Annotated in this window: 16 protein-coding genes; 10 read left to right on the forward strand and 6 right to left on the reverse strand. The window is 69.8% G+C overall.

The window, feature by feature from the left end:
- Positions 1-107: 107 nt before the first annotated feature.
- Positions 108-776 carry a TetR/AcrR family transcriptional regulator gene (locus tag QLQ12_RS36445; RefSeq protein WP_282765363.1) on the reverse strand — a complete coding sequence of 223 codons (669 nt, stop codon included), beginning with the start codon at positions 774-776 and terminating at the stop codon, positions 108-110.
- A gap of 6 nt (positions 777-782) precedes the next feature.
- On the opposite strand from QLQ12_RS36445, the gene QLQ12_RS36450 reads away from it, so the two are divergent.
- Positions 783-1703 carry an alpha/beta fold hydrolase gene (locus tag QLQ12_RS36450; RefSeq protein WP_282765365.1) on the forward strand — a complete coding sequence of 307 codons (921 nt, stop codon included), beginning with the start codon at positions 783-785 and terminating at the stop codon, positions 1701-1703.
- Positions 1704-1891: 188 nt separating this feature from the next.
- A complete protein-coding gene (locus QLQ12_RS36455; protein WP_282765366.1) occupies positions 1892-2359 on the forward strand; it encodes a hypothetical protein in 468 nt (155 codons plus the stop codon).
- A gap of 220 nt (positions 2360-2579) precedes the next feature.
- Here QLQ12_RS36455 and QLQ12_RS36460 read toward each other — a convergent pair whose 3' ends face one another.
- Positions 2580-3278: a hypothetical protein gene (locus QLQ12_RS36460; protein ID WP_282765368.1), complete on the reverse strand. Its 699-nt coding sequence runs from the start codon at positions 3276-3278 to the stop codon at positions 2580-2582.
- A 101-nt stretch (positions 3279-3379) separates the two neighbouring features.
- Positions 3380-4018, reverse strand: a complete 639-nt coding sequence (locus tag QLQ12_RS36465; RefSeq protein WP_282765370.1) for a DUF4360 domain-containing protein — start codon at positions 4016-4018, stop codon at positions 3380-3382.
- Positions 4019-4488: 470 nt separating this feature from the next.
- On the opposite strand from QLQ12_RS36465, the gene QLQ12_RS36470 reads away from it, so the two are divergent.
- From QLQ12_RS36470 to QLQ12_RS36480, 3 genes are all read left to right on the forward strand, one after another.
- Complete coding sequence (locus QLQ12_RS36470) at positions 4489-5136, forward strand: DUF4360 domain-containing protein (RefSeq protein ID WP_407651673.1); 648 nt, start codon at positions 4489-4491, stop codon at positions 5134-5136.
- A gap of 315 nt (positions 5137-5451) precedes the next feature.
- Positions 5452-5838 carry a hypothetical protein gene (locus QLQ12_RS36475; protein WP_282765374.1) on the forward strand — a complete coding sequence of 129 codons (387 nt, stop codon included), beginning with the start codon at positions 5452-5454 and terminating at the stop codon, positions 5836-5838.
- Between the two features lie 842 nt (positions 5839-6680).
- Positions 6681-7205 (forward strand): MauE/DoxX family redox-associated membrane protein, encoded by a 525-nt coding sequence (locus QLQ12_RS36480; RefSeq protein ID WP_282765375.1) that lies wholly within the window; start codon positions 6681-6683, stop codon positions 7203-7205.
- Positions 7206-7311: 106 nt separating this feature from the next.
- Here QLQ12_RS36480 and QLQ12_RS36485 read toward each other — a convergent pair whose 3' ends face one another.
- Complete coding sequence (locus QLQ12_RS36485; RefSeq protein ID WP_282765377.1) at positions 7312-8259, reverse strand: SDR family NAD(P)-dependent oxidoreductase; 948 nt, start codon at positions 8257-8259, stop codon at positions 7312-7314.
- A gap of 103 nt (positions 8260-8362) precedes the next feature.
- Here QLQ12_RS36485 and QLQ12_RS36490 point away from each other — a divergent pair, with 103 nt between their 5' ends.
- Positions 8363-9025, forward strand: a complete 663-nt coding sequence (locus QLQ12_RS36490; RefSeq protein WP_282765379.1) for a TetR/AcrR family transcriptional regulator — start codon at positions 8363-8365, stop codon at positions 9023-9025.
- Between the two features lie 757 nt (positions 9026-9782).
- The gene (locus tag QLQ12_RS36495; protein ID WP_282765381.1) at positions 9783-10769 is read left to right on the forward strand and encodes a phosphatidylinositol mannoside acyltransferase; all 987 of its coding nucleotides are present in this window, start codon (positions 9783-9785) and stop codon (positions 10767-10769) included.
- 78 nt (positions 10770-10847) lie between these two features.
- Here QLQ12_RS36495 and QLQ12_RS36500 read toward each other — a convergent pair whose 3' ends face one another.
- Complete coding sequence (locus QLQ12_RS36500; RefSeq protein WP_282765382.1) at positions 10848-13706, reverse strand: ATP-binding protein; 2859 nt, start codon at positions 13704-13706, stop codon at positions 10848-10850.
- A gap of 52 nt (positions 13707-13758) precedes the next feature.
- Between QLQ12_RS36500 and QLQ12_RS36505 the strand changes: the two genes are divergently transcribed.
- Together QLQ12_RS36505 and QLQ12_RS36510 are read left to right on the forward strand one after the other, a co-directional pair.
- Positions 13759-15159, forward strand: a complete 1401-nt coding sequence (locus QLQ12_RS36505; RefSeq protein WP_282765384.1) for a hypothetical protein — start codon at positions 13759-13761, stop codon at positions 15157-15159.
- A 261-nt stretch (positions 15160-15420) separates the two neighbouring features.
- Positions 15421-15717, forward strand: a complete 297-nt coding sequence (locus tag QLQ12_RS36510; RefSeq protein ID WP_282765386.1) for a hypothetical protein — start codon at positions 15421-15423, stop codon at positions 15715-15717.
- Here QLQ12_RS36510 and QLQ12_RS36515 read toward each other — a convergent pair.
- A complete protein-coding gene (locus QLQ12_RS36515) occupies positions 15651-16394 on the reverse strand; it encodes a response regulator transcription factor (protein ID WP_282765388.1) in 744 nt (247 codons plus the stop codon). The two genes, QLQ12_RS36510 and QLQ12_RS36515, sit on opposite strands and share 67 nt — an antisense overlap.
- A gap of 257 nt (positions 16395-16651) precedes the next feature.
- On the opposite strand from QLQ12_RS36515, the gene QLQ12_RS36520 reads away from it, so the two are divergent.
- Positions 16652-19015, forward strand: a complete 2364-nt coding sequence (locus QLQ12_RS36520; protein WP_282765390.1) for a phage tail sheath family protein — start codon at positions 16652-16654, stop codon at positions 19013-19015.
- Positions 19016-19031: the final 16 nt, after the last annotated feature.

The raw sequence follows: 19031 nt of genomic DNA on the forward strand, positions 1-19031 counted from the left end.
GGTTTTGCCCGGGATGATCGATGTACGGCAGGCGTCATCTCTGTCCTTTGCCATCGAGGTGTGTCCCTCATGCCAGCGACCTTTGTCCCGGCGATGGTTTCTGTCATTCATGTGTGTTCGTGTCGGTCGCGACGATGAGTAGGCGCTCGGACGGGGGTAGGAGTGGACGACTCCACGGTGTGAAACAGCCGGCCAAGCTGGTCCTCGAGGATCAGCCGGGCTGCGGCGCCGTCGCGCTGGCCGCCCAGCACGCTGGAGCCCAGTCCGTTGGTCAGCGCGAGCAACGCGGCCGCGGTCAGCGCCGGGTCCACGTCGGCCGCGACCTCGCCCCCCTCTTGAGCTGCGGTGATTTGTGTGGCCAGCAGTGATTCCAATTTGTCGGGGTAGGTGGCGCCGTGCCGGGTTGCCATCTCCGCCTCCCTACTGAAGAGCAGGGTGTAGAAGCCGGTGTAGGCGCGCGTCAGCCTGACGCTCTCCTCGTCGGTAGGCAGGACCGCAGTGAGCGTGCCGTAGACGACGGTGCGTGCGGTGACCGGGCCGAGCGCTCGGATGCTTGCCGACACCCGTTCGGTGAGCTGTTCGGCGAGGTAGGCGAGCGCGGCCAGCAGTAGCTGTTCCTTGGTGTGGAAGTAGTACTGCACCAGCCGCAGCGAAACACCGGCCTCGGCGGCCACCTCGCGCATGGTGGCCGACTGCAGGCCGCGTGTGCTCGCGATCCGTAGCAGCGCCTCGCCGATCTGCCGCCGTCGCTGCTCATGATCTACCCGTTTCGGCATAGGTTGATGATACGCTCGTATCATCATAAGCGTTGGACGGAGGCCACGATGCCGGTCGGCGAGTTCCGCAATGATCAAGCCCGCGAGCGCTTTCTCACCGTCTATTACGAAGCCGTCGCCCGGCTCTGGCCGTCCACGTCCGTTGACTCCGATGTGGTCACGAGCTTCGGCACGACCCGCATTCACCGGCTCGGTTCCGGCGACGGCACTCCGTTCGTGCTGCTGCCGGGCTCGGGTGGGCCGGCAGTGATGTGGCATGCCTACGCGGGCCGGCTTGCCGCGTCCCGCCCGGTCATCGCGATCGACACCGTCGGCGAGCCCGGCCCGTCCGTCCAGACCCGCGCCATCGACAGCGGCGACGAATGGTCCGCATGGCTCGACGAGGTCCTGACGGCGCTCGGCGTCGGCCGCGCCCACCTGGTTGGCACCTCGTACGGTGGTTGGATCGCCCTACGCCACGCATTGCGCTCACCGCACGCGGTCGCGGGTCTCACGCTGCTCGACCCGGGCGGCTTCGGGAAGGTCAGCGGGAAGTTCCTGACCTGGATGATCGTGAACGGACTGGCGAGCTTCGCGCCCAAGCTGGTCCGGCACGCGCTGGCCCGGCCGCTGCGCAACCTCGCGTTGCGTGACGACGACGCGATGCCACTGGTCAAAGCCACGTTCGGTTTCCGGCGCGGGCACATCCTGCCCACCCCACTCACCGACGACGAGTTCGAACGGATCACGGCGCCCACGCTGGTGCTGCTCGGCGGCCACAGCCAGCTCTACGACGCCCAGGAGGTCGCCGCCACGGTCACCGCCAGGATGCCGAACGCGGTCGCCGAGATCATCCCCGACGCCAGCCATGACGTGGTTCTCTGGCATCCCGGCGAACTCGCTGCACGGATCGTCACCTTTGCAGCGGAGACCCCGGCCCGCCCCTGACATGGTGTGGCGACAGGTCGCCCTCTGAAGCCGGGCCACGGACACAGTTGAGTGGCACAAACCTTTGAGTGCACTCGATCTTGGCGATGAGCGGAAGGGCTGGACGCCGACGCCCCTTGGGCAGTCATGAGCTCTGTTAGGTCAGCGAGGTTGGGATCTCTTGCCGGCTGTGACTAGGTTGCTGTCTCATGGCAGCGCTCTACCTCGTGCTCGTACTGGTCGCGCTGGGCTGGCCGTTGGTCGCAGTGGGCGCCTGTGCGCTAGTCATTCTGGCATTGGCACGCCTCGCCGGCGGACAGGGCGCATCGCCGGCGTCAGGTCGGTGGGAATGGCCGCTGAGCGCCGGGATGGCGATGGCCGCGATCGCCTCCTACGGATACGGATTGGCCCGAACGACTTCCTTGTTGATGACCGATGCCGAGGACCGATGTGTGATCGCCTCGCGGACTGCCGTCGGCTATGAGCACCCCGTGTCGTCTGTCGGAGCAACGAGCCTGTGGCCGCTTCACGACACCACATGCGGGCCCGATCTGGTGCCCGCCTTCGTCAACCCGCTGGTGGTGACGTTGGCGCTGCTGTGCCTGACGCTCGTGGTCGTCACGGCTGCGGCGAGGGTCAGGAGGGCAGGAGATGTTGCTGGGCATCTGAGGGCATAGCACTGAGTCACGCCGCTGACCAGCACGGGGCAGCACGCGGATAGCCGCAGACAACGCACGCCGCGCTTCCCACGCCTCGTCACCATCGCGTGCTGCGCCTGGGACGGCAGAACCTGCTGGATAGTCGCATCACACAGCGACTCAAGGACTGAGGTCCGGTTGCGGGACATGCTCGGCCGGGTCGAGAAGGCCGCTGTCGCCTCCTCGACCCGGCGGTCCGTCATGGTACGAGCACGTTGCGGTAGATACGGTTGTCGGTGCCTCGGGCGAACAGTTGGAGGGTGCCGGTGAAGGTGTCGACCCCAAGGCCGGACGGGGTGGCGCCGTTGCCGGGCACCTGTGCCCAGCCGCTCCACGCGCCGCCACTGAGCACATTGCGGTAGATGGCGTTGTCCGTACCACGCACGAACAGGTGAAGCGCACCGCCGAACACCACACCTGCCGGAGCTGAAGGCGTGGCGCCGTTACCGGGCACCTGCGCCCACCCACTCCACGCGCCAGCACTCAGCACATTGCGGTAGATGGCATTGTCCGTACCACGCACGAAGAGGTTGAGCGCGCCGCCCTGAACCACAGCGGCGGGGGCCGAAGGGGTGGCGCCGTTGCCGGGCACCTGTGCCCAGCCGCTCCACGCGCCGCCACTGAGCACATTGCGGTAGATGGCATTGTCCGTGCCCCGCACGAACACGTTCTGAGCGCCGTTGTAGGAGACGGCGGCAGGACTGTCGGGCGTTGCGCCGCCGCCCGGCACCTCGGCCCAGCCGCTCCACTGGGCGACGGCGACCGTCGCGGTCGCATGCGGCGCGGTCGCCTGCGCGGCAGACGTGGTGCCGAAGAGGGGCGCGGTGAACAGCAGGGCAGCCAGGACTGCGGTTCTGAGATGTCCAACCGTACTGAGTCGATGCTGGGGAGAAGTCATGTGCGTCTCCTTGGCTGGTTCGGCATAGAGGTGGGCTCGATGCAGCCGGTCTGCAATATCAGCTCGGCGCAGTTACTGGAAGCCGATGGCTGGTTCGGGTGTCAGCACCGTGCCCAACTGATGTTGAACAGGGTCTCGGCGTTACCCTCGGTCGCGCTCATGGACATGCTGCTTCTGCTGGACGAGCCGCGGGCGTCGACGCGTAGCTCGGTGTTGAGGTTCAGCACACGTTGCTCAGCGCAAGGTGCGTAGTGGAGCACTGCTTCCACGTCTCTGGTGGACCAGGTTCCGAAGAAGGGCCCGGCAAACCGTTCGTTGACCCGGTTGTCCCGGGACGACCCTTGCCAGTAGTAGTTCGTGCGGTGCAGGGCGGAAGCTCCGGAATGGAGGTGGGCTCGGCCCCGGTACTCGGCCTCGGCGATGGCGACGGTCCAGCCAGGCGGGGTGGTTACCAGCACGCTCAACTGGCAGTTCTTCCGGCTGCTGGTCGGGTCAGCGTTACCTCCCGCCTCGGCGGTGAAATTCTGGTACCTCACCCGGAACCCGGTGTCGTCGGCGTTGCCCGTCACCCGTGCCGTCCCGGGCGCGCAGCCGGAGCCGTTGCTGGCGATCACCTCGACGGTGATGTTCCGGTCCGAGACGATGGTGGTGCTTCCGGATGACGCATGGGCGGGCCCGGAAAGGGCAAACGCGAGAACGGTGCTGAGCGTGACAGCGATGAAGCGCTTCGCACCGGCCATTTCTTTCATCATGAATATCCTCCAATAGCCCGAAGTGGCGGACGTGATCGCGCCTCAGCCGTCGCTGGACCGCGCGTCAGGATGCCGTCCTGGGCGTTGATGTTGCGGAGTCCGCACTTGATCGCCACAAGGCCGGAAATGAATTCGCGACGAATCGTAGCGAGACCCATTGTGAAGAACAAGAGATCGACAGGCGCCACCGCGCACCCAAGATTGCCGGAAACAACATCCAACGATATGCATTCATATTGTACGCAGCACCAAAGGGGTCGAGCCGTATCCAACCGGGACAAGGCGTGAGCCTTTTTGTCCGCGAACGAGACATTGGGAATTTGGTGGACCGCACACTGCGCGATTATGAACGAAATAGCCCGATCACCTGCCCGCCATTGGCCTTTAGTGCCATTGACGTGTATCGACTTCCGATCATATTCTGAGCCTTCAATGCATCTGACCTGGAAGGAAATCCCATGCGAAGATCCTTGACCCGAGGTGGTGTCGTACTCGCGTTTCTCATCTCGTCGCTGATCAGCGTCGCGCCCGCTTCCGCGAGCAGCATGACCGCCGATCCGCCGCCCGACCGGATCATCATCGAGCTGGTCGCCATGGCGGGGTCGGGCTGCGCGCCGGGCACCGCCGACGTCGCCATCTCCCCGGACAACACCGCCTTCACCGCGATCTACAGCAACTATCTGGCTCAGGCGGGGCCGGGGATCCCGGTCACTGAAAACCGTAAGAACTGCCAGCTGAACGTCCTGGTCCACGCACCACAAGGCTTCACCTTCGCGATCGCCAAGGCTGACTACCGCGGCTACGGATTCTTGAAGCGGGGCGCCGTCGCTCAGCAGCGGGCCAACTACTACTTCCAAGGCATGAGCCAGGGAAGCTTCGCCAACCACCGCATCCCGGCGCCGTATGACGACAACTGGATCGCCACCGACGAGGTGCCGGTCGCCGCCCTGGTTTACCGCCCCTGCGGTGAACGGCGCAATCTCAACATCAACACGGAGTTGCGGGTGACGCGGGGCACCTCGACCGACGTCAGCTACCTCACGATGGACTCCACCGACGGCAGTATCGAAACGATCTATCATCTGGCGTGGAAGCGGTGCCGCTAGGGTCGCCCCAGCGGATTGCCACGTCCGGACACGACACGGATCGGGCCGCTTCTCCTGACATCCTCTCGTCAGCGACGAGCGCAAATCATGTCGCCCTCCCGTACCGGAAAAGCCATCGCCTCAACGGCGACCTCAGCCTGCTTTCGGATTTCCGACCAGCGGGACGGTGCAGAGACGCGGTTGAGCCGATGCGTAGTGGCGTGGGCCGGTGACGGTGATCCGCCGGCCAGGGCCGCGGATGCGGCTCTGGCCGGCGGATGCGCGTCGGCTCCCAGCACACCGGCTGATCAGCACGAGTCATTGAAGGAGCAGAGCATGCCCACAGCAGAGAACCTGCCCCCCGCCCAGTCGTGCCGCGTCATCGACTTCGAGCGGGCCGACGTCGTCTCCCTCATGATCTATCCCCCGCCGCCTCCGATGCTGGTCGTCGCCGGGCAAAAGCCGTTCGCGAACATGCAGGTCTCGCTCAACCCACTGCGTTATGCGCAGAAGCCGGAATACTGGGGCATCGAGGTCGTCGGATGCATGCCCCCGTCCGGTCAGCCCGCGATCGTCCCGTACGTCGTCGAGCTCAGCCTGGCTGGCTATATCGGAACGTGCGGCATCGAAGTCATCGGAGCGAGCCATACCAAGCGGATCGAGCTCGCGGCCGCGTTCGAGGGCACGCCGCCCGAGACGGCGGTCGACGAGACCGCGGCCTGATCCCGCGCGGCACTCGTTGAAGCAGCCATGACACCCATCGATCGCCTGTGTACGGTGTAGATCGACAAGGTTCATGGTCACTGACTCGCGGCCGACTACGGGGGTAGGCTTGCGGGGTATCTCTATGCGCTCGTCGCGGTGCTCAGCGCGGTCAGCATCCTGAATTTGTTGCTGACTCTCGGAATCATTCGCCGGCTGCGCAGCCGCTCTATGGGCCGGCCGGTCAATTACCCCGATGTGCTGCCGGTAGGCGCTGTGGCCGGGAAGTTCGCTGCGCGCGACCTCCGGGACCGGCCGGTGTCGCGGGACGAGTTGTCCGGTCGTACCGTCGTGGGTTTCTTCTCGCCGGGGTGTCCATCCAGGGCAATTGCGTTGTCGGGTAACTGCTGGTCACAGCGGTGATCAGGTCATGTGAGCGGCGGTTGGCTTGGCGGGTAGCTCGGGCGATGTTGGTGGCGCCGTTGGTGCGGTGCCAGCCGATCGCGGTGTTACGCGGGGTCGCGATGACGGCGGGTCCGGTGCCGGTTCGGGCTTGGTGTAGATCTTCACGGAACGTCATGTCGCGGACGTGACGGATGCGGTTTTCGATGTTCCAGTGCCGGCGATCCAGGTCTGCAGGTCGACCGGCAGGGCCTGGCTGGCGGGCAGTGACACGGTCAGGTAGGCCGTCTCGCGGCTGGTTTGACCAGCGATGATGCGGGTCCGGGTGATCCGGACGGCTTGCTTGGCGTGCGGGAATCCGATGCCGCCGGGCGTGGCGACGGTGACGGCTTTGACGGTGCGGGTCTCGCGGCGGCCGTGACCGCGTTCGCGGGTCCGGTCCCCGACCGGGATCTGGGCCCATGACGGCCGTCACCCAGGCGGGCGCCCCGCAGGGTCTTGCCGTCCACGGCGATCACCCGGCGATATCCGCCCGGCACGACGGCTTCGCCGCCTTTGTGGCGTCTCTCGCCCCGATCCCGTGGATCGCAGTGGCGTCCCGCCGCCCGGTCGCGGTCGCAACGGTGGCGGCCGAGGCGACGACCGTACTGCTTCTCTGGACTCCCGGGACGGCCCTGGCCGGCTACCTGCTCGCCGTGGTGACCCTGGCCGTCTTCACCGCCGTCCTGGCCACCGGTCTCCGACAGGGGACCGCCCTGCGTTGCCACTGCTTCGGTCACGACGCCGGACCGGTCCGGCCGCACCACCTGGCCCGCAATCTCGGACTCGGCGCCGTGGCCGTGCTGGGCCTCGCCACCGCGGCCACCACCGCGATGGCCACCGACCCGGCAGGCTGGGCCATCGCGATCCTTACCGGAGCCGTAGCCGGGCTGGCGACGACCCGATGGGACGACATCGCCTTCGTGCTCGGCTCCCCCACCCCATAGTCGACTGTCCGGGCCCTGCGCCGCCTGTCGAACCCCGGGTTCGGTGGAGAGTCTCAGCGCCACTCGCTTGCGTCGGGACGAGCCCGGTGCCTCCTATCAGCGCGGGCTACATCGTGGTGACCGAGCCGGAGGGAAACGCGCTCCGCTGGGGCTGCATGACGGGGAACTTCACGCCGGTGAGGTCTTCGGAGGCGGCCCACAGCCGCTGCTGGACGGCTACCTCGTACGACCGCGGGCTGGAGGTGACCAGCCGGGGGTGGCCCATGATCTCGTAACGCCCGCCGGGACCGTAGTACTGGCCGCCGAGCGCGGCGGGGTCGGCGGCGGCGCGCAGGGTCGGCAGCGCGCCCATCGCCGGCGTCTGGGTGATCAGCGGCGCGAGCCAGGTCAGCGGAAGCCGCAGTGCCGCGGGGGTGTTGCGGATGAGCTCGGTGCTGGACATACCGGGGTGCGCGGCCATCGCGACGGTCGTGCCGTGCGCGGCGAGCCGGCGCTGCAACTCGTAGGTGAACATCAGGTTGGCGAGCTTGGACTGGCCGTAGGCGGCGGCCCGGCTGTACGACCGCTCCCCCTGCAGGTCGTCGAAGTGGATCGCGGCCCGGATGCGGTGGCCGACGCTGCTGACCGTCACCACGCGCGAGCCGGGCACCGGCAGCATCAGATCCAGCAGCAGCCCGGTGAGCGCGAAGTGGCCGAGGTGGTTGGTGCCGAACTGCATCTCGAAGCCGTCCCGGGTGGTTTGCTTCGGGGTGTACATCACGCCGGCGTTGTTGATCAGCAGGTCGATCCGGTCGAGCCGGGACCGCAGCGCCGCCGCCGCGGCCCGGACGGAGCCGAGCGAGGTCAGGTCGAGGGCCTGCACGGTCACGTCGCCGGTCATGCGGGCCGCGGCCTGCTCGCCCTTGGCGACGTTGCGCACGGCGAGCACCACGGACGCCCCACGCTCGGCGAGCGCCTTGGCGGTCTCGTACCCCAAACCGGTGTTGGCCCCGGTCACCACAGCCACCCGGCCGCGCTGGTCCGGGATGTTCGCCGTCGTCCATTTCTCGCTCATGCCCGACTCCCTTAAAGTACCGAAGGTATCTTGTGGGAACGACACTAAAGTACCCCCGGTACGTTGTCAACGTACCGCCGGTACCTAAGATAAGATGGTGATCATGAGCTTCCAGCGCGCGCGAACCGACGAGCAGCGGGAGATCCGCCGTCGGGCGATCCTCGACGTAGCGTCGGCGATGCTCGACGAGATGCCGGTGGCCGCGGTCACCCTGAACGAGCTCAGCCGCCGGGTAGGCCTGGCGAAGCCGAACGTGCTGCGCTACTTCGAGTCTCGCGAGGCGGTGTTGCTGGAGCTACTGGACCACTTCCTGCAGGAGTGGCTGACGGAACTGGCGGGCGAGCTGGCCGCCGGCATCGACGAAAGCCTCCCCATGGCCGAGCGGGCGACAGCGGTGGCCGAGATCCTCAGCCGCTCACTCTCCGGCCGAGCGGTGATGTGCGACCTCTTCGGCGCGCAGGGCAGTGTCCTGGAACGCAACGTCTCCGTCGAGGTCGTGACGCGCTACAAGCGCGCCTCCCTGGACCGCCTGACAGCCATGACCGCCCTGATCCAGAAGCACCTGCCGGAGCTGGGCGAGAACGCAACACTGTTCAGTCTGCAAACCATGGTCATGGCCGGCGCACTGTCGGCGTACAGCACACCCCCACCCAGTCTGCAGGCCGCCTACCAGGCCGAACCCGACCTGGCCCGTTTCCATCTGAAGCTGCGGGACTACCTGAAGCCGGCCCTGACCGCAACCCTGCTGGGCGTGCTCCCCCGCTGATCCGCGTCGCGCTGGACAGGCCAAACCTCTGCATCTCTCGCGCTCGGGCAACCACGATGCCTGGCGCCGGAATACTCGCGGTTCAGGTGTGGCACCGGTCGAAGATCTTCGACCGGCCGTTCGGGCGAGAAGTCGGGCGAGGGAGCAGCTGTGGCCTGCCCGATAACGGCGCGGCCGTCCATCACGGACCGCATGTAGCCGGCAAGGGTGGTGGGCCCGTCGTACATGTGCGCATTGGCCATGGCAACCGCGGCGCAACCCGCGAATGTCTCGGCCAGGACGACCGCGTCCGCGTCGAAAGCCTGCGGGCGTACACGTTGAGAACGCCGCTCGCAGATCCGCGCAGCGGCAGTCCGATGGACACCGCGCTGCGCACCGCGGCACAGGGGCGCTTCGACGATCGCCCGGCCAACATGGTGGTGCGCGCTTCGCCGTCTCCACGGCGCGAGACACCTTCTGGCGGTGTCGGTCACGCTCTACAACGGCCGCGGAACACCGATCGCCGTGCTCCCCATGCGGCGAAGCTGGAGAGACGGGGGAGGCAAGGACGGCGCGGTAATCGCGGTTGATCCTTTCAATCGGCACAGCTCTCCCTTGAGGAGCTGCACCGATCACCTAAGACCTTTGTGACACTGCCAGGTAGCGGCGTCCAGGCTTTCTGATGTACTGCACTGTGCCATGTGTCGCCCGAAGGGGTGACAAAGGCGTCTGACCAGCAGGGCCCTGGATTTCCACACCATGCAGGCGGGGGGAGCAGATGATCGGGGACGGCACGGGGCCGTACCGGATCGGCTGGGCGGCGGTCGGTCGTCTGCCGGCCTGGCCGGCGCGGGCCCTGTTCTTCCTCATCGCGGAGGTCGTCTGGCGGCGGCAGACCTCCGGCGTACGGCAGCTGCGCGCCAACCTCGCGCAGGTCACCGGCGCCGCCCCGGACAGTGCCGAGGTCCGCCGGCTGGCGCGCCTCGGCGTGCACTCCTACCTGCGGTACTGGCGGGAGTTCTTCCAGCTGTCGGGCGCCCGGCCGCCGGTGACCTTCGAAGGGCTGGACCGGCTGCCGTTGGCCGGCTCCGGCCGCGGCGCGATCCTCGCGCTGCCGCACAGCGGAAACTGGGACCTCGCCGGCGCCGCGCTCGCCGAGCTCGGGCACCCGATCACCACGGTCGGCCAGCGGTTACGTCCGGAGGCGCTGTACCAGCGGTTCGTGGTGGCTCGGGCCGCCGTCGGCATCGAGGTGTTACCGGTGGACGAGCCGCGGCGCACGGTGCCCGCCCTCGGCCGGCGGCTGGCCGAGGGCGGCGTGGTCTGCCTGCTCGCCGACCGGGACGTCACCGGGGCCGGGTTGCCGGTGCGGCTGCACGGCCGGGCCACCACCATGCCGGCCGGACCAGCCCGGCTGGCGCTGTCCACCGGCGCGGCCTTGATCCCGGTCAGCCTCTGGTACAGCGGTCGGGGCCTGCGCGTCCACCTGCACGAGGAGATCGTCGCGTCGCCTGCCGCGGGCCGGCGTGCGCAGGCGACGGCCATGACGCAGGCGCTGGCCGACGTGTTCACCGAAACCATCCGCCGCCATCCACAGGACTGGCACGTCCTGCAACCGGTCTGGCCGCCGGCGGCCCACCTCGACCGCCCGGCCGCCCCCGCCGTCGGACCGTCCACGGCCGACCTTGGCCTTCCGGCCACCGCCGAACCGGCGGCGCTCCACCCAGGAGGTGACCAGCCCGAGCAACCGGTGCGCGGTCCCTGACGGGTCGTCGGGCGTTCTCCAGCAGACCGGGCCGGTCGCCCACCCACGGCGACCCGGGCGGTGACTTCCGTCCGGCAGCTACCAGGGCCGGTGCTCCGATGACGAGTGCGTCGCCGGGATCGCCGGGACCGGCCGGGTCGGATCCTCCCGCACGCTCGACGCGCTGTTCTGCCGTCGCGCGGCCTCGGCCGCGACCTGGACCCGCGACGAGAGGCCCAGCTTCGCGAAGACGTGCGAGAAATGCGTTTCGACGGTACGGGGAGACGTAAACAGGCGCTGACCGATCTGCGCGTTCGTCAACCCTTCCACGGCGAGCCGGACGATCGCCAGCTCCGTGCTGGTCAGGGCGTCCCACCCGGTGGCCGTCGGCCGGTGCGGACGGCGCGGGCCACGCCGGACCTTCAGCCCGCGCAGCGCCGCCTCGCCTTCGGCCACGTCCCGGGCCGCGCCGCACCGCTCGGCCGCGGTGATCGCGTCCACGAGCAGGTCGACGGCCTCGATCCGGCGCCCGGCGGCCGCGAACGCCGCCCCGGCGGCCAGGCCCGCCGTGGCCTGATCGCCGAGCCGCGGCGTCTCCCGGCACACCCGGACCGCCTCGGCCAGCGTCTCCGGATCGGACTCGACGAGACCGCGGCACAGCAGCGCCAGGCCGCGGCGCGACGCGACCGGGTTCAGCTCGGCCAGCCGTCCGGCCTCGGCGGCGGCCAGAGCGGCCAGCTCACCATGGCCGGCAGCCAGGGCCAGGCGCACCAGGTCGGGGCCGATGCGTACGTTCTGACCGGGCATCCCGGCGGCGAGGTTCAGCCGCCAGGCCTGCTCGATCAGGATCAGGGCGGTGTCCCGGTCTCCCTTCGCCTCGTGGACCAGGGCTTCGGCCCGGAGCGCGGCGTCGGCTCCCAAGACGTGGCCGTGGGCGATGGCCCGGCGCGCCCGCTCGACGTGCGCGGCCGCCGCGCTCAGCGACCCGCGCCGGACCTCGACGACCGCCGCGATCGCCTCGGCGAAGGTCGACGGCATCCCGGCGAAGTCTCCGGCCACCAGCGAGGCCGCCTCGAGCTCGGCGATCGCGTCGTCCCAGCGCCCGACGTCGAAGTGAAACAGCCCGATCTGCGCGTGGTAATGCATGGCCTGCCACGGCATCCCGGCCCAGTCGGCGACTCGGCGGCCGTGCCGCAGCACCCGATGCCCGTCATCGAGCCGGTCGGCGTCCATCAGCGCGGTGCCGTGGAAGATGTGCGCACCCCACCGGTGGGCCACGCTGGTGGACGCCCCGCCCAGCGCGAGCGCCGTCTCACCCGCCGCCACGGCCCGCCCGGTCTCGCCGAGCAGCAGGGACGCGATGCACAGCACCGTGTGCCCGCTCTGCCGGGCCTCGTCGTCGCCCAGCCGCTCGGCCTGCCGCAGCACGTCGTCGAGCAGGGCCTGGGCATCGGCCGAGGCGCCGGCGAAAGCCAGGGTGAGCGCGTCCGGCCCGGCCCGCAGACGCAGCCGGTCCCGTTCGCTGCCGCGAAAGTCGCGCATGCCGGCCTCGACCTCGGCGCGCGCCTCCGGGCACTTGCCGACCATCAGCAGGGCCCGGGTCACCGACAGCCGGACGCTGTTGCGCCGCTGGTCGTCCGGATCGTGGTCGGCGATCTCGTGGGCCAGCGCGAGCAGGTCCGGGTAGCGGCGGGCCCAGATCAGAACCTCGACCAGGTCGGCCGTGATCGCGTACCGCCGCGGGTCGTTTTTCTCGATCAGCCGCAGGGCCTGTTCGAAGAGGTCCACCGCGGCCGCCGGCGTGGTCGGCGCGACCTGGGACGCCGCCCGGCAGAGCCAGTCCACGGCCGACTCGTCGCCGGGCGTGGCGCCCCGTACCAGGTGGGGTGCCACGGTCACCGGGTCCGCGCCGGCCGCGGCGAGGGCCCGGCCCGCCTGCAGATGCAGGCCGCGCCGGACGGCCTCGGGCAGGTCCAGATAGACGGCGTCGCGCACCACCTGGTGACGGAAGACGAGACAGTCACCCGCGTCGTCGACGATCCGCGCGTCCAGCGCCTCGCCGAGGTCGCGCATCAGCTCGCTGGGCGCCCGGTCGAGGACCGTGCCCAGATCGGTCACGCTGAACGAGGCGCCCAGCACCGCGGCGACCCGCAGCACCGGCACGGTGCCGGCCGAGAGCGCGGCCAGCTGCTGCAGGACCAGCCACCGCAGTGACCGCGGCGCGGCCCGGTCGTCGGTGTCGGCGACGCCGCCGGCCAGGTCCAGGCGCCCCTCGGCACGCAGCGTCCGGACCAGTTCGGTCAGGTAGAGCGGGTTGCCGCCGGCCGCACGGGCAGCCGTCAGCAGGCGGGCCGACGGCGGAGCCTGCGCCACGGCCTGCACCAGCGCGGCCACCGCGTCGTCGCCCAGCGGCCCGAGCATCAGGTGCATCCCCCCGTCGACGATCCGGCGCAGCAACGCGGACCGGGGCATCGGACGGAGGCTCGCCAGCAGCACCACGGGCAGGTGGGACAGGCGGCTGCGCAGGTGGTGAACGGCGAGCAGCGTCGTCTCGTCGGCCCAGTGCAGGTCTTCCAGGATCAGCACCGTCGGATTCGTCAGGCTCAGACGCTCCACCAGGGACACGACGGCGTCGATCAGCCGGTGGCGCAGCAGCGTGTGCGCGGTCTCGTCGAGCAACCGGCCGATCTCGGCGCGCTGCGGGTCGGCGCCGGCCCGGTGGATTCCGAGGGCCTCGGCCACCGGGCCGAGCGGACGGTCGGCGTCGAGTTCACCGGCCGCGCCGCGGAACACGTCGTGACCGCGGGCGGCGGCTTCGGCGGCCACGGCAGTGAGCAGGGCGGTCTTGCCCAGGCCGGGTTCCGCCTCGACGAAGCCGGCACCTCCGGTTCCCTGGGCGAGCCGGTCGATCAATCCGAGGAGGGTGGTCAGCTCGGCGTCACGGTCGAGCAGCGGCACGCCCGGCTCCTTCCGGTCGGTGGTTATTCCCCATCTCGTACCGCCGGGGGTCGTGCGGGGTGAATGGGCCGTCCGGGCGTCCCCGATCGTGTCGGTGGTCCGGGAGTACCCGGATGTCTCGGCGACCGGCGATTCCTACCTTGATTGCACGTGCAACCACTCGAAGCGAGGTAGCAATGGGATTCTGGAGTCGAGGAAACAGCGCCAGCGGCTCGTCGAGCAAAGGCGGTTCCGGCGGCCAGGGCTCGGGAAGTCAGGATTCGAGCAGCGGTTCCAGCAGTTCGGGCGGCAGCTCCAGCTCCAGCAGCAGCTCGTCGAGCAGCGGGAGTTGAGCATGCGACTCCGCAACCTCGCCCTCCTGCTTCCCGCCGCGCTGCTGGCTCTGCCGGCGCCCGCGGCCGCCGCACCGGCCATGGCCCCCGTTGACGGCGTGGGCCTGGCCAAACAGACGTCGAACCGACTGACCGCGGCCTTCATCGACGGGGCCGGCACCCTCAACGTCTCCTGGGTGGACGGCAACGGGCCGTGGAGTCGGCCGGTCCGGATCAGCGGCGACCTGGCGCTGCCGCGGACCCCGGTCGCACTGGCCAAACAGACCGGCAACCGGCTGACGGCGGTGTTCAACGGCAAGAACCGCCAGATGTACGCCGCCCACGTCGACGGCGGCGGCCGGTGGACCGCCCCGGTCCCCTTCGGCCCGAAGGATGGCACGCCGGGCGGTGCGGTGACCCTGATCCAGACCGGCCCGGACCTGCTCACCGCCACGTACGTCGACAAGTTCGGCCGATTGCAGGTCACCGAGGCCCGGGGGCTCGGCGACTGGTCGCACCCACTGGCAGTCGGCGGAGGGGGCGGCGTGCCCGGCTCGCCGGTCGGCGCCACCCTGCAGTCCAATGGCCTGCTGATCAACCGGCTGGTGCTGGGCTTCTTCGACAACCAGTCGGCCCTGGAGATCGCCACGAAGAACCTCAACACCGGCGAATGGAATCCACCGTCGGTGGTCAGCGGCCCCGTCGACCATCAGTCCGTCACCGCGGTCACCCTCGCCCAGCAGGATCCGCACATCGTGACGGCCGCCTTCGTCGACGGGGACGGGCGGATCAACGTGGCCTGGGTGGCCGACGTCGGCCAATGGCACGCCCCGGTTCCGATCAGCGGCGGGTCTTTCCCGCGCGGCGCCACCGTCGCGCTGGCCAAGCAGACCAAGGACCTGCTCACCGCCACCGCGATCGACAACAGTGGCCGGCTCAACGTGGCCTGGGTCGTCAAACGCGGCGCCTGGAACGGCCCGGTGCCGGTGGGTGATCCGGGCGGCCTGCCCGGCGGCCCGGTCGCCCTGGCCAAACAGAACGACAGCACGCTCACCACGGTGCTTCGCGATCAGGGCGGCGGCCTGCGGGTCGCCTGGGTGGTCGGCACCGGCGCCTGGCATCCGCCGGTCCCGATCGGCTGACGAGGGCCACCGTGTGCGGGTGCCGGCTCAAGCCGGTACCCGCACCGGCATACCGTCGCGCCACGCCGCGGCCGTCGCAGAGATCCGGTACGTGCTGGACGACCACGTCCGGGTCGGCGACATGTTCCCGAGTGGTCCCGCCGGACGTCCCGGACCGGCCCGACGGCCAGGGTGGAATGGGCCCTGGATTGACCGGAATGGATCCGGCGATCTCTTTGCACTCGCCCGGCATGCGCGGAGACTCGGCCGGGAGGGGGAGCCGTGGATCCGGTACGCGTTGCGCTGCTCGGACTGCCCGCGATGCTCGGCGACATCGTCCGGGCGGTGATCGAGCAGGACCCGGCGCTGCGGATCGTGGACCGAACCACCCAGCAGGTTGACGTGGTCGTCTGCACCACCGAGGGCCCGATTGCCGGGGACACGATGGAGTCGCTGCTGAACAGCGGATCCTCCGTGCGCGTGGTGGTCATCGCGGTGGACGGACGGTCCGCCTACGTCTGCACGCCGACCGGCGAGTTGTCGCCCGTCGCGCTGCGCGACGCCATCCACGGCCGTTGAGGCGGCACCGGCTCGAGCCGGTGCCGGGTGCGCAGGTAGGCGACCGCCTCGCCACGCGCGGTGACGTTCAGCTTGTCGAGGATGTTGTGCACGTGGTTCTTGACCGTGGCCAGCGTGATGAACAACTGCGCGGCGATCTGCTTGTTGGACATCCCACGGCCGATCAGCGTGACCACCTCGATCTCGCGCGGGCTGAGCAGGTCACCGACCCACTCATGCCGGCGCCGCGCGGCCAGCGCGGCCACGCGGTGCATCAGTGCGCCGGCGAGCTGCGGCGGGCAGGAGAGCTCGTCGCGGACGACGTCCTCGATCGCCGCGACCAGGTCCAGGACGGAGCGCTGGCGGGTGACGAAACCGCAGGCGCCCGCCTCGAGCCAGTCGAGGATCTCGGCGGTGACGTCGGAGAGGCCGAGCATCAGCACGCGCACCCGGGGGAAGGCCTCCAGTAGGGGGCCGAGCGCCTCCGGGCCGGCCACGGCGGCCACGTCCAGCAGGAGCACCGGGCGTCGTGCGGCGGCCAGCGCCGTCTCGAGCTCGTACAGCTCGGCCGCCGCGCCCGCCAACTGCGGGCCGCCCGCCTGCCGCAGCGCCAGGGCCAGCCCGTCGCGATAGAGCCTGACGGCCGCGACGAGGTAGACGGTGGTCCCGCTGTCCGCAGCCGGTTCCGGTGACTCCATGTCGCCCCCTCGCCCGACCGCTGAGTGCCCGGCGCCGTTCTCAACGTAGGCGCGGCCTCCTCCCGGCGGGTACGGCTCTGTCGGCCACAGGACCCACCGTCCGGTCTCATCCACACGTTCGGAGGATGACGGATCCACAGCGGTGCGCCCGCGATGAACCCACCATGGATCCGGCGATCCATTCTCCGGCCCGGGCCGGGCGCGAACACTCGAGGCACAGGACCGGGCCGCGACGTCCAGGGAAAGGACCACCGGCGATGCCGATCGCTCCCACCTATCCAGGTGTGTACATCCAGGAAGTCCCCAGCGGCGTCCGCACCATCGTGGGCGTCAGCACGTCGACGGCGCTGATCATCGGCCGCTGCGCGGATGGGCCGCTGAGCACCCCGGTGCGCTGCCTCAGCTACAGCGAGTTCGCCGCGGCGTTCAGCGAGGACGGCGCCCTCACCGAGCTGCCGCTGCAGGTCCGGCAGTTCTTCCTGAACGGCGGCACGACCGCGTACGTGATGCGCATCGCCGGCGGGGCGGTGGCCGCCACGGTGACGCTCAACCGGGAGGACAAGTCGGCCGCGCTCCTGCTGGCCGCGGCCGCCCCGGGCATCAAGGGAAGCCAGATCCGGGCGCTGGTCCGCTACGACACCGACCAGCCGGAGTCGACGTTCACGCTGGAGCTGTTCCGCCGGGACACCACCCCGGCCGGGACCCAGGTCGAGGCTCTCGGTGAGACCTGGCGCAGCCTGTCGATGAACCCGGCGTCGCCGGCGTACGCCCCCATCTACCTGACCCAGAACTCGAAGCTGGTGACCGCCTCCGTCCCCGCGGCCCCCACCCCGAACGCGGCCTTCTCGCGGGCGGGCCGGCCGATCGAAACGGACAACGCCAAGTTCCCGCCCGCCTGGAACGCGATCGTCACCGCGACCAGCAACCAGTTCGACATCAGCGTGGGCGGCGGCAGATACGTCACGGTCACCGTGCCGGTCACCGGCATCACCGACGAGGCCACCATGAAGAGCGGGCTCGCCACCGCGATCAAGACCGCCCTCGCCCCGCTGCCCGGCACGTCGGAGACCGACCTCACGGTGACCACCGTCGCCGCGCCGCCGTCGGTCTTCGGCGCGACCGAGAAGGCGAAGTGGATCCAGGTCGACCATCCCACGCAGGATGTGTTCATCCGGCCGGCGATGACCAACGACGTGGCGGTCCCGCTGATGCTGGGTACCGCTCAGGGCGGTTTGGAGAAGGGCGCGTACGCCGACGCACGGCCGGCGCCGACCGGGATCTCCGTCCTGCCGGCCGCGATCATGGGCAGCGCCAACTCGGCGCTGGCCTCCCTGGATCCGGCCGCGGTGACCGCCGTGAAGCTGGACGGCGCCACCCCGGTGGCGTTCGGCACGCCGGCGCGGACCGGTCTGCAGACCGGCGCCGGGAACGCCGCGATGTACAGGGACGCGTTCCCGGCCGGCCGGAACGGCAACAACAGCGGTCTGCAGGAAAAGCTGGCGCTGATCGTCTCGCTGGTCAACGACACGGCGGCGGCCGATCCGGCGTTCCCGTGGACCGCCCGCGCATGGGGCTACCGGCTGAACTTCATCCGGCGCGACGGGCAGGACAACGACAGCGGCTCGGCGCCGGACTTCACCGGCTGGAGCCCGACCGGGGCGATGCTCGACCTGGGACCCCGGTTCTACAGCCTGGGCACGACCGGGACCGGCGCCTACCAGAGCCCCGGGGTTGCCGGCGACGACGGGGCCGCCCCGGCCGACGCCGACTACTCGGCCGCCTACCTGGCCGCCGACCGCGAGATCGACCTGTTCAACCTGCTGGTGCTGCCCGCCGCCGACGGCGTGACCCGTGAGCCGCTGTGGGGCCAGGCCAGTGTCTTCTGCCTGCAACGCCGGGCGTTCCTGGTGATGGACGCGCCGCTCTGGGGATCCGCCGCCGCGGCCGCGGCCGGTGTCGACGCGTTACGCGTCGGCCTGGTCAAGGACCATGCGGCCGTCTACTACCCACGGCTGACCGTAACCATTGCCGGGCTGCCGGTGCAGATCGGCGCGTCCGGGTCGATCGCCGGGCTGATGGCGCGTACCGACACCGCGCGGGGGGTGTGGAAGTCCCCGGCCGGCACCGAGGCCGACATCCGCGGCATCAGCGGGCTGGAACGCCGGTTCTCCGACGGCGAGAACGGGATGCTCAACCCGAAGGCGGTGAACACGATCCGGATATTCCCGACCGGCGTGGTGTCGTGGGGAGCCCGCACCATGGACGGCGACGACGCCAGCCCCTCGGACTACAAGTACGTGTCGATCCGGCGGCTGGCGCTGTTCCTGGAGGAGACCCTTTACCGGGGTCTGCGCTGGGCGGTGTTCGAGCCCAACGACGCGCCGCTGTGGGGACAGATCCGGCTCAACGTCGGCGCGTTCATGCACGGGTTGTTCACCCAAGGCGCGTTCCAGGGCCAGAAGTCGACCGATGCGTACTTCGTCCGCTGCGACGCCGAGACCACCACGCAGGACGACCGCAACAAGGGCATCGTCAACGTCTGGGTCGGCTTCGCGCCGCTCAAGCCGGCCGAATTCGTCGTGCTCCACCTGCAGCAGATGGCCGGCGAGATCGCCGTCTGAGGATCCGAAAGGAGGT

Origin of the sequence: Actinoplanes sandaracinus, assembly GCF_030009775.1 — a bacterium.
In the GTDB taxonomy this organism is placed as follows: Bacteria; Actinomycetota; Actinomycetes; order Mycobacteriales; family Micromonosporaceae; genus Actinoplanes; species Actinoplanes sandaracinus.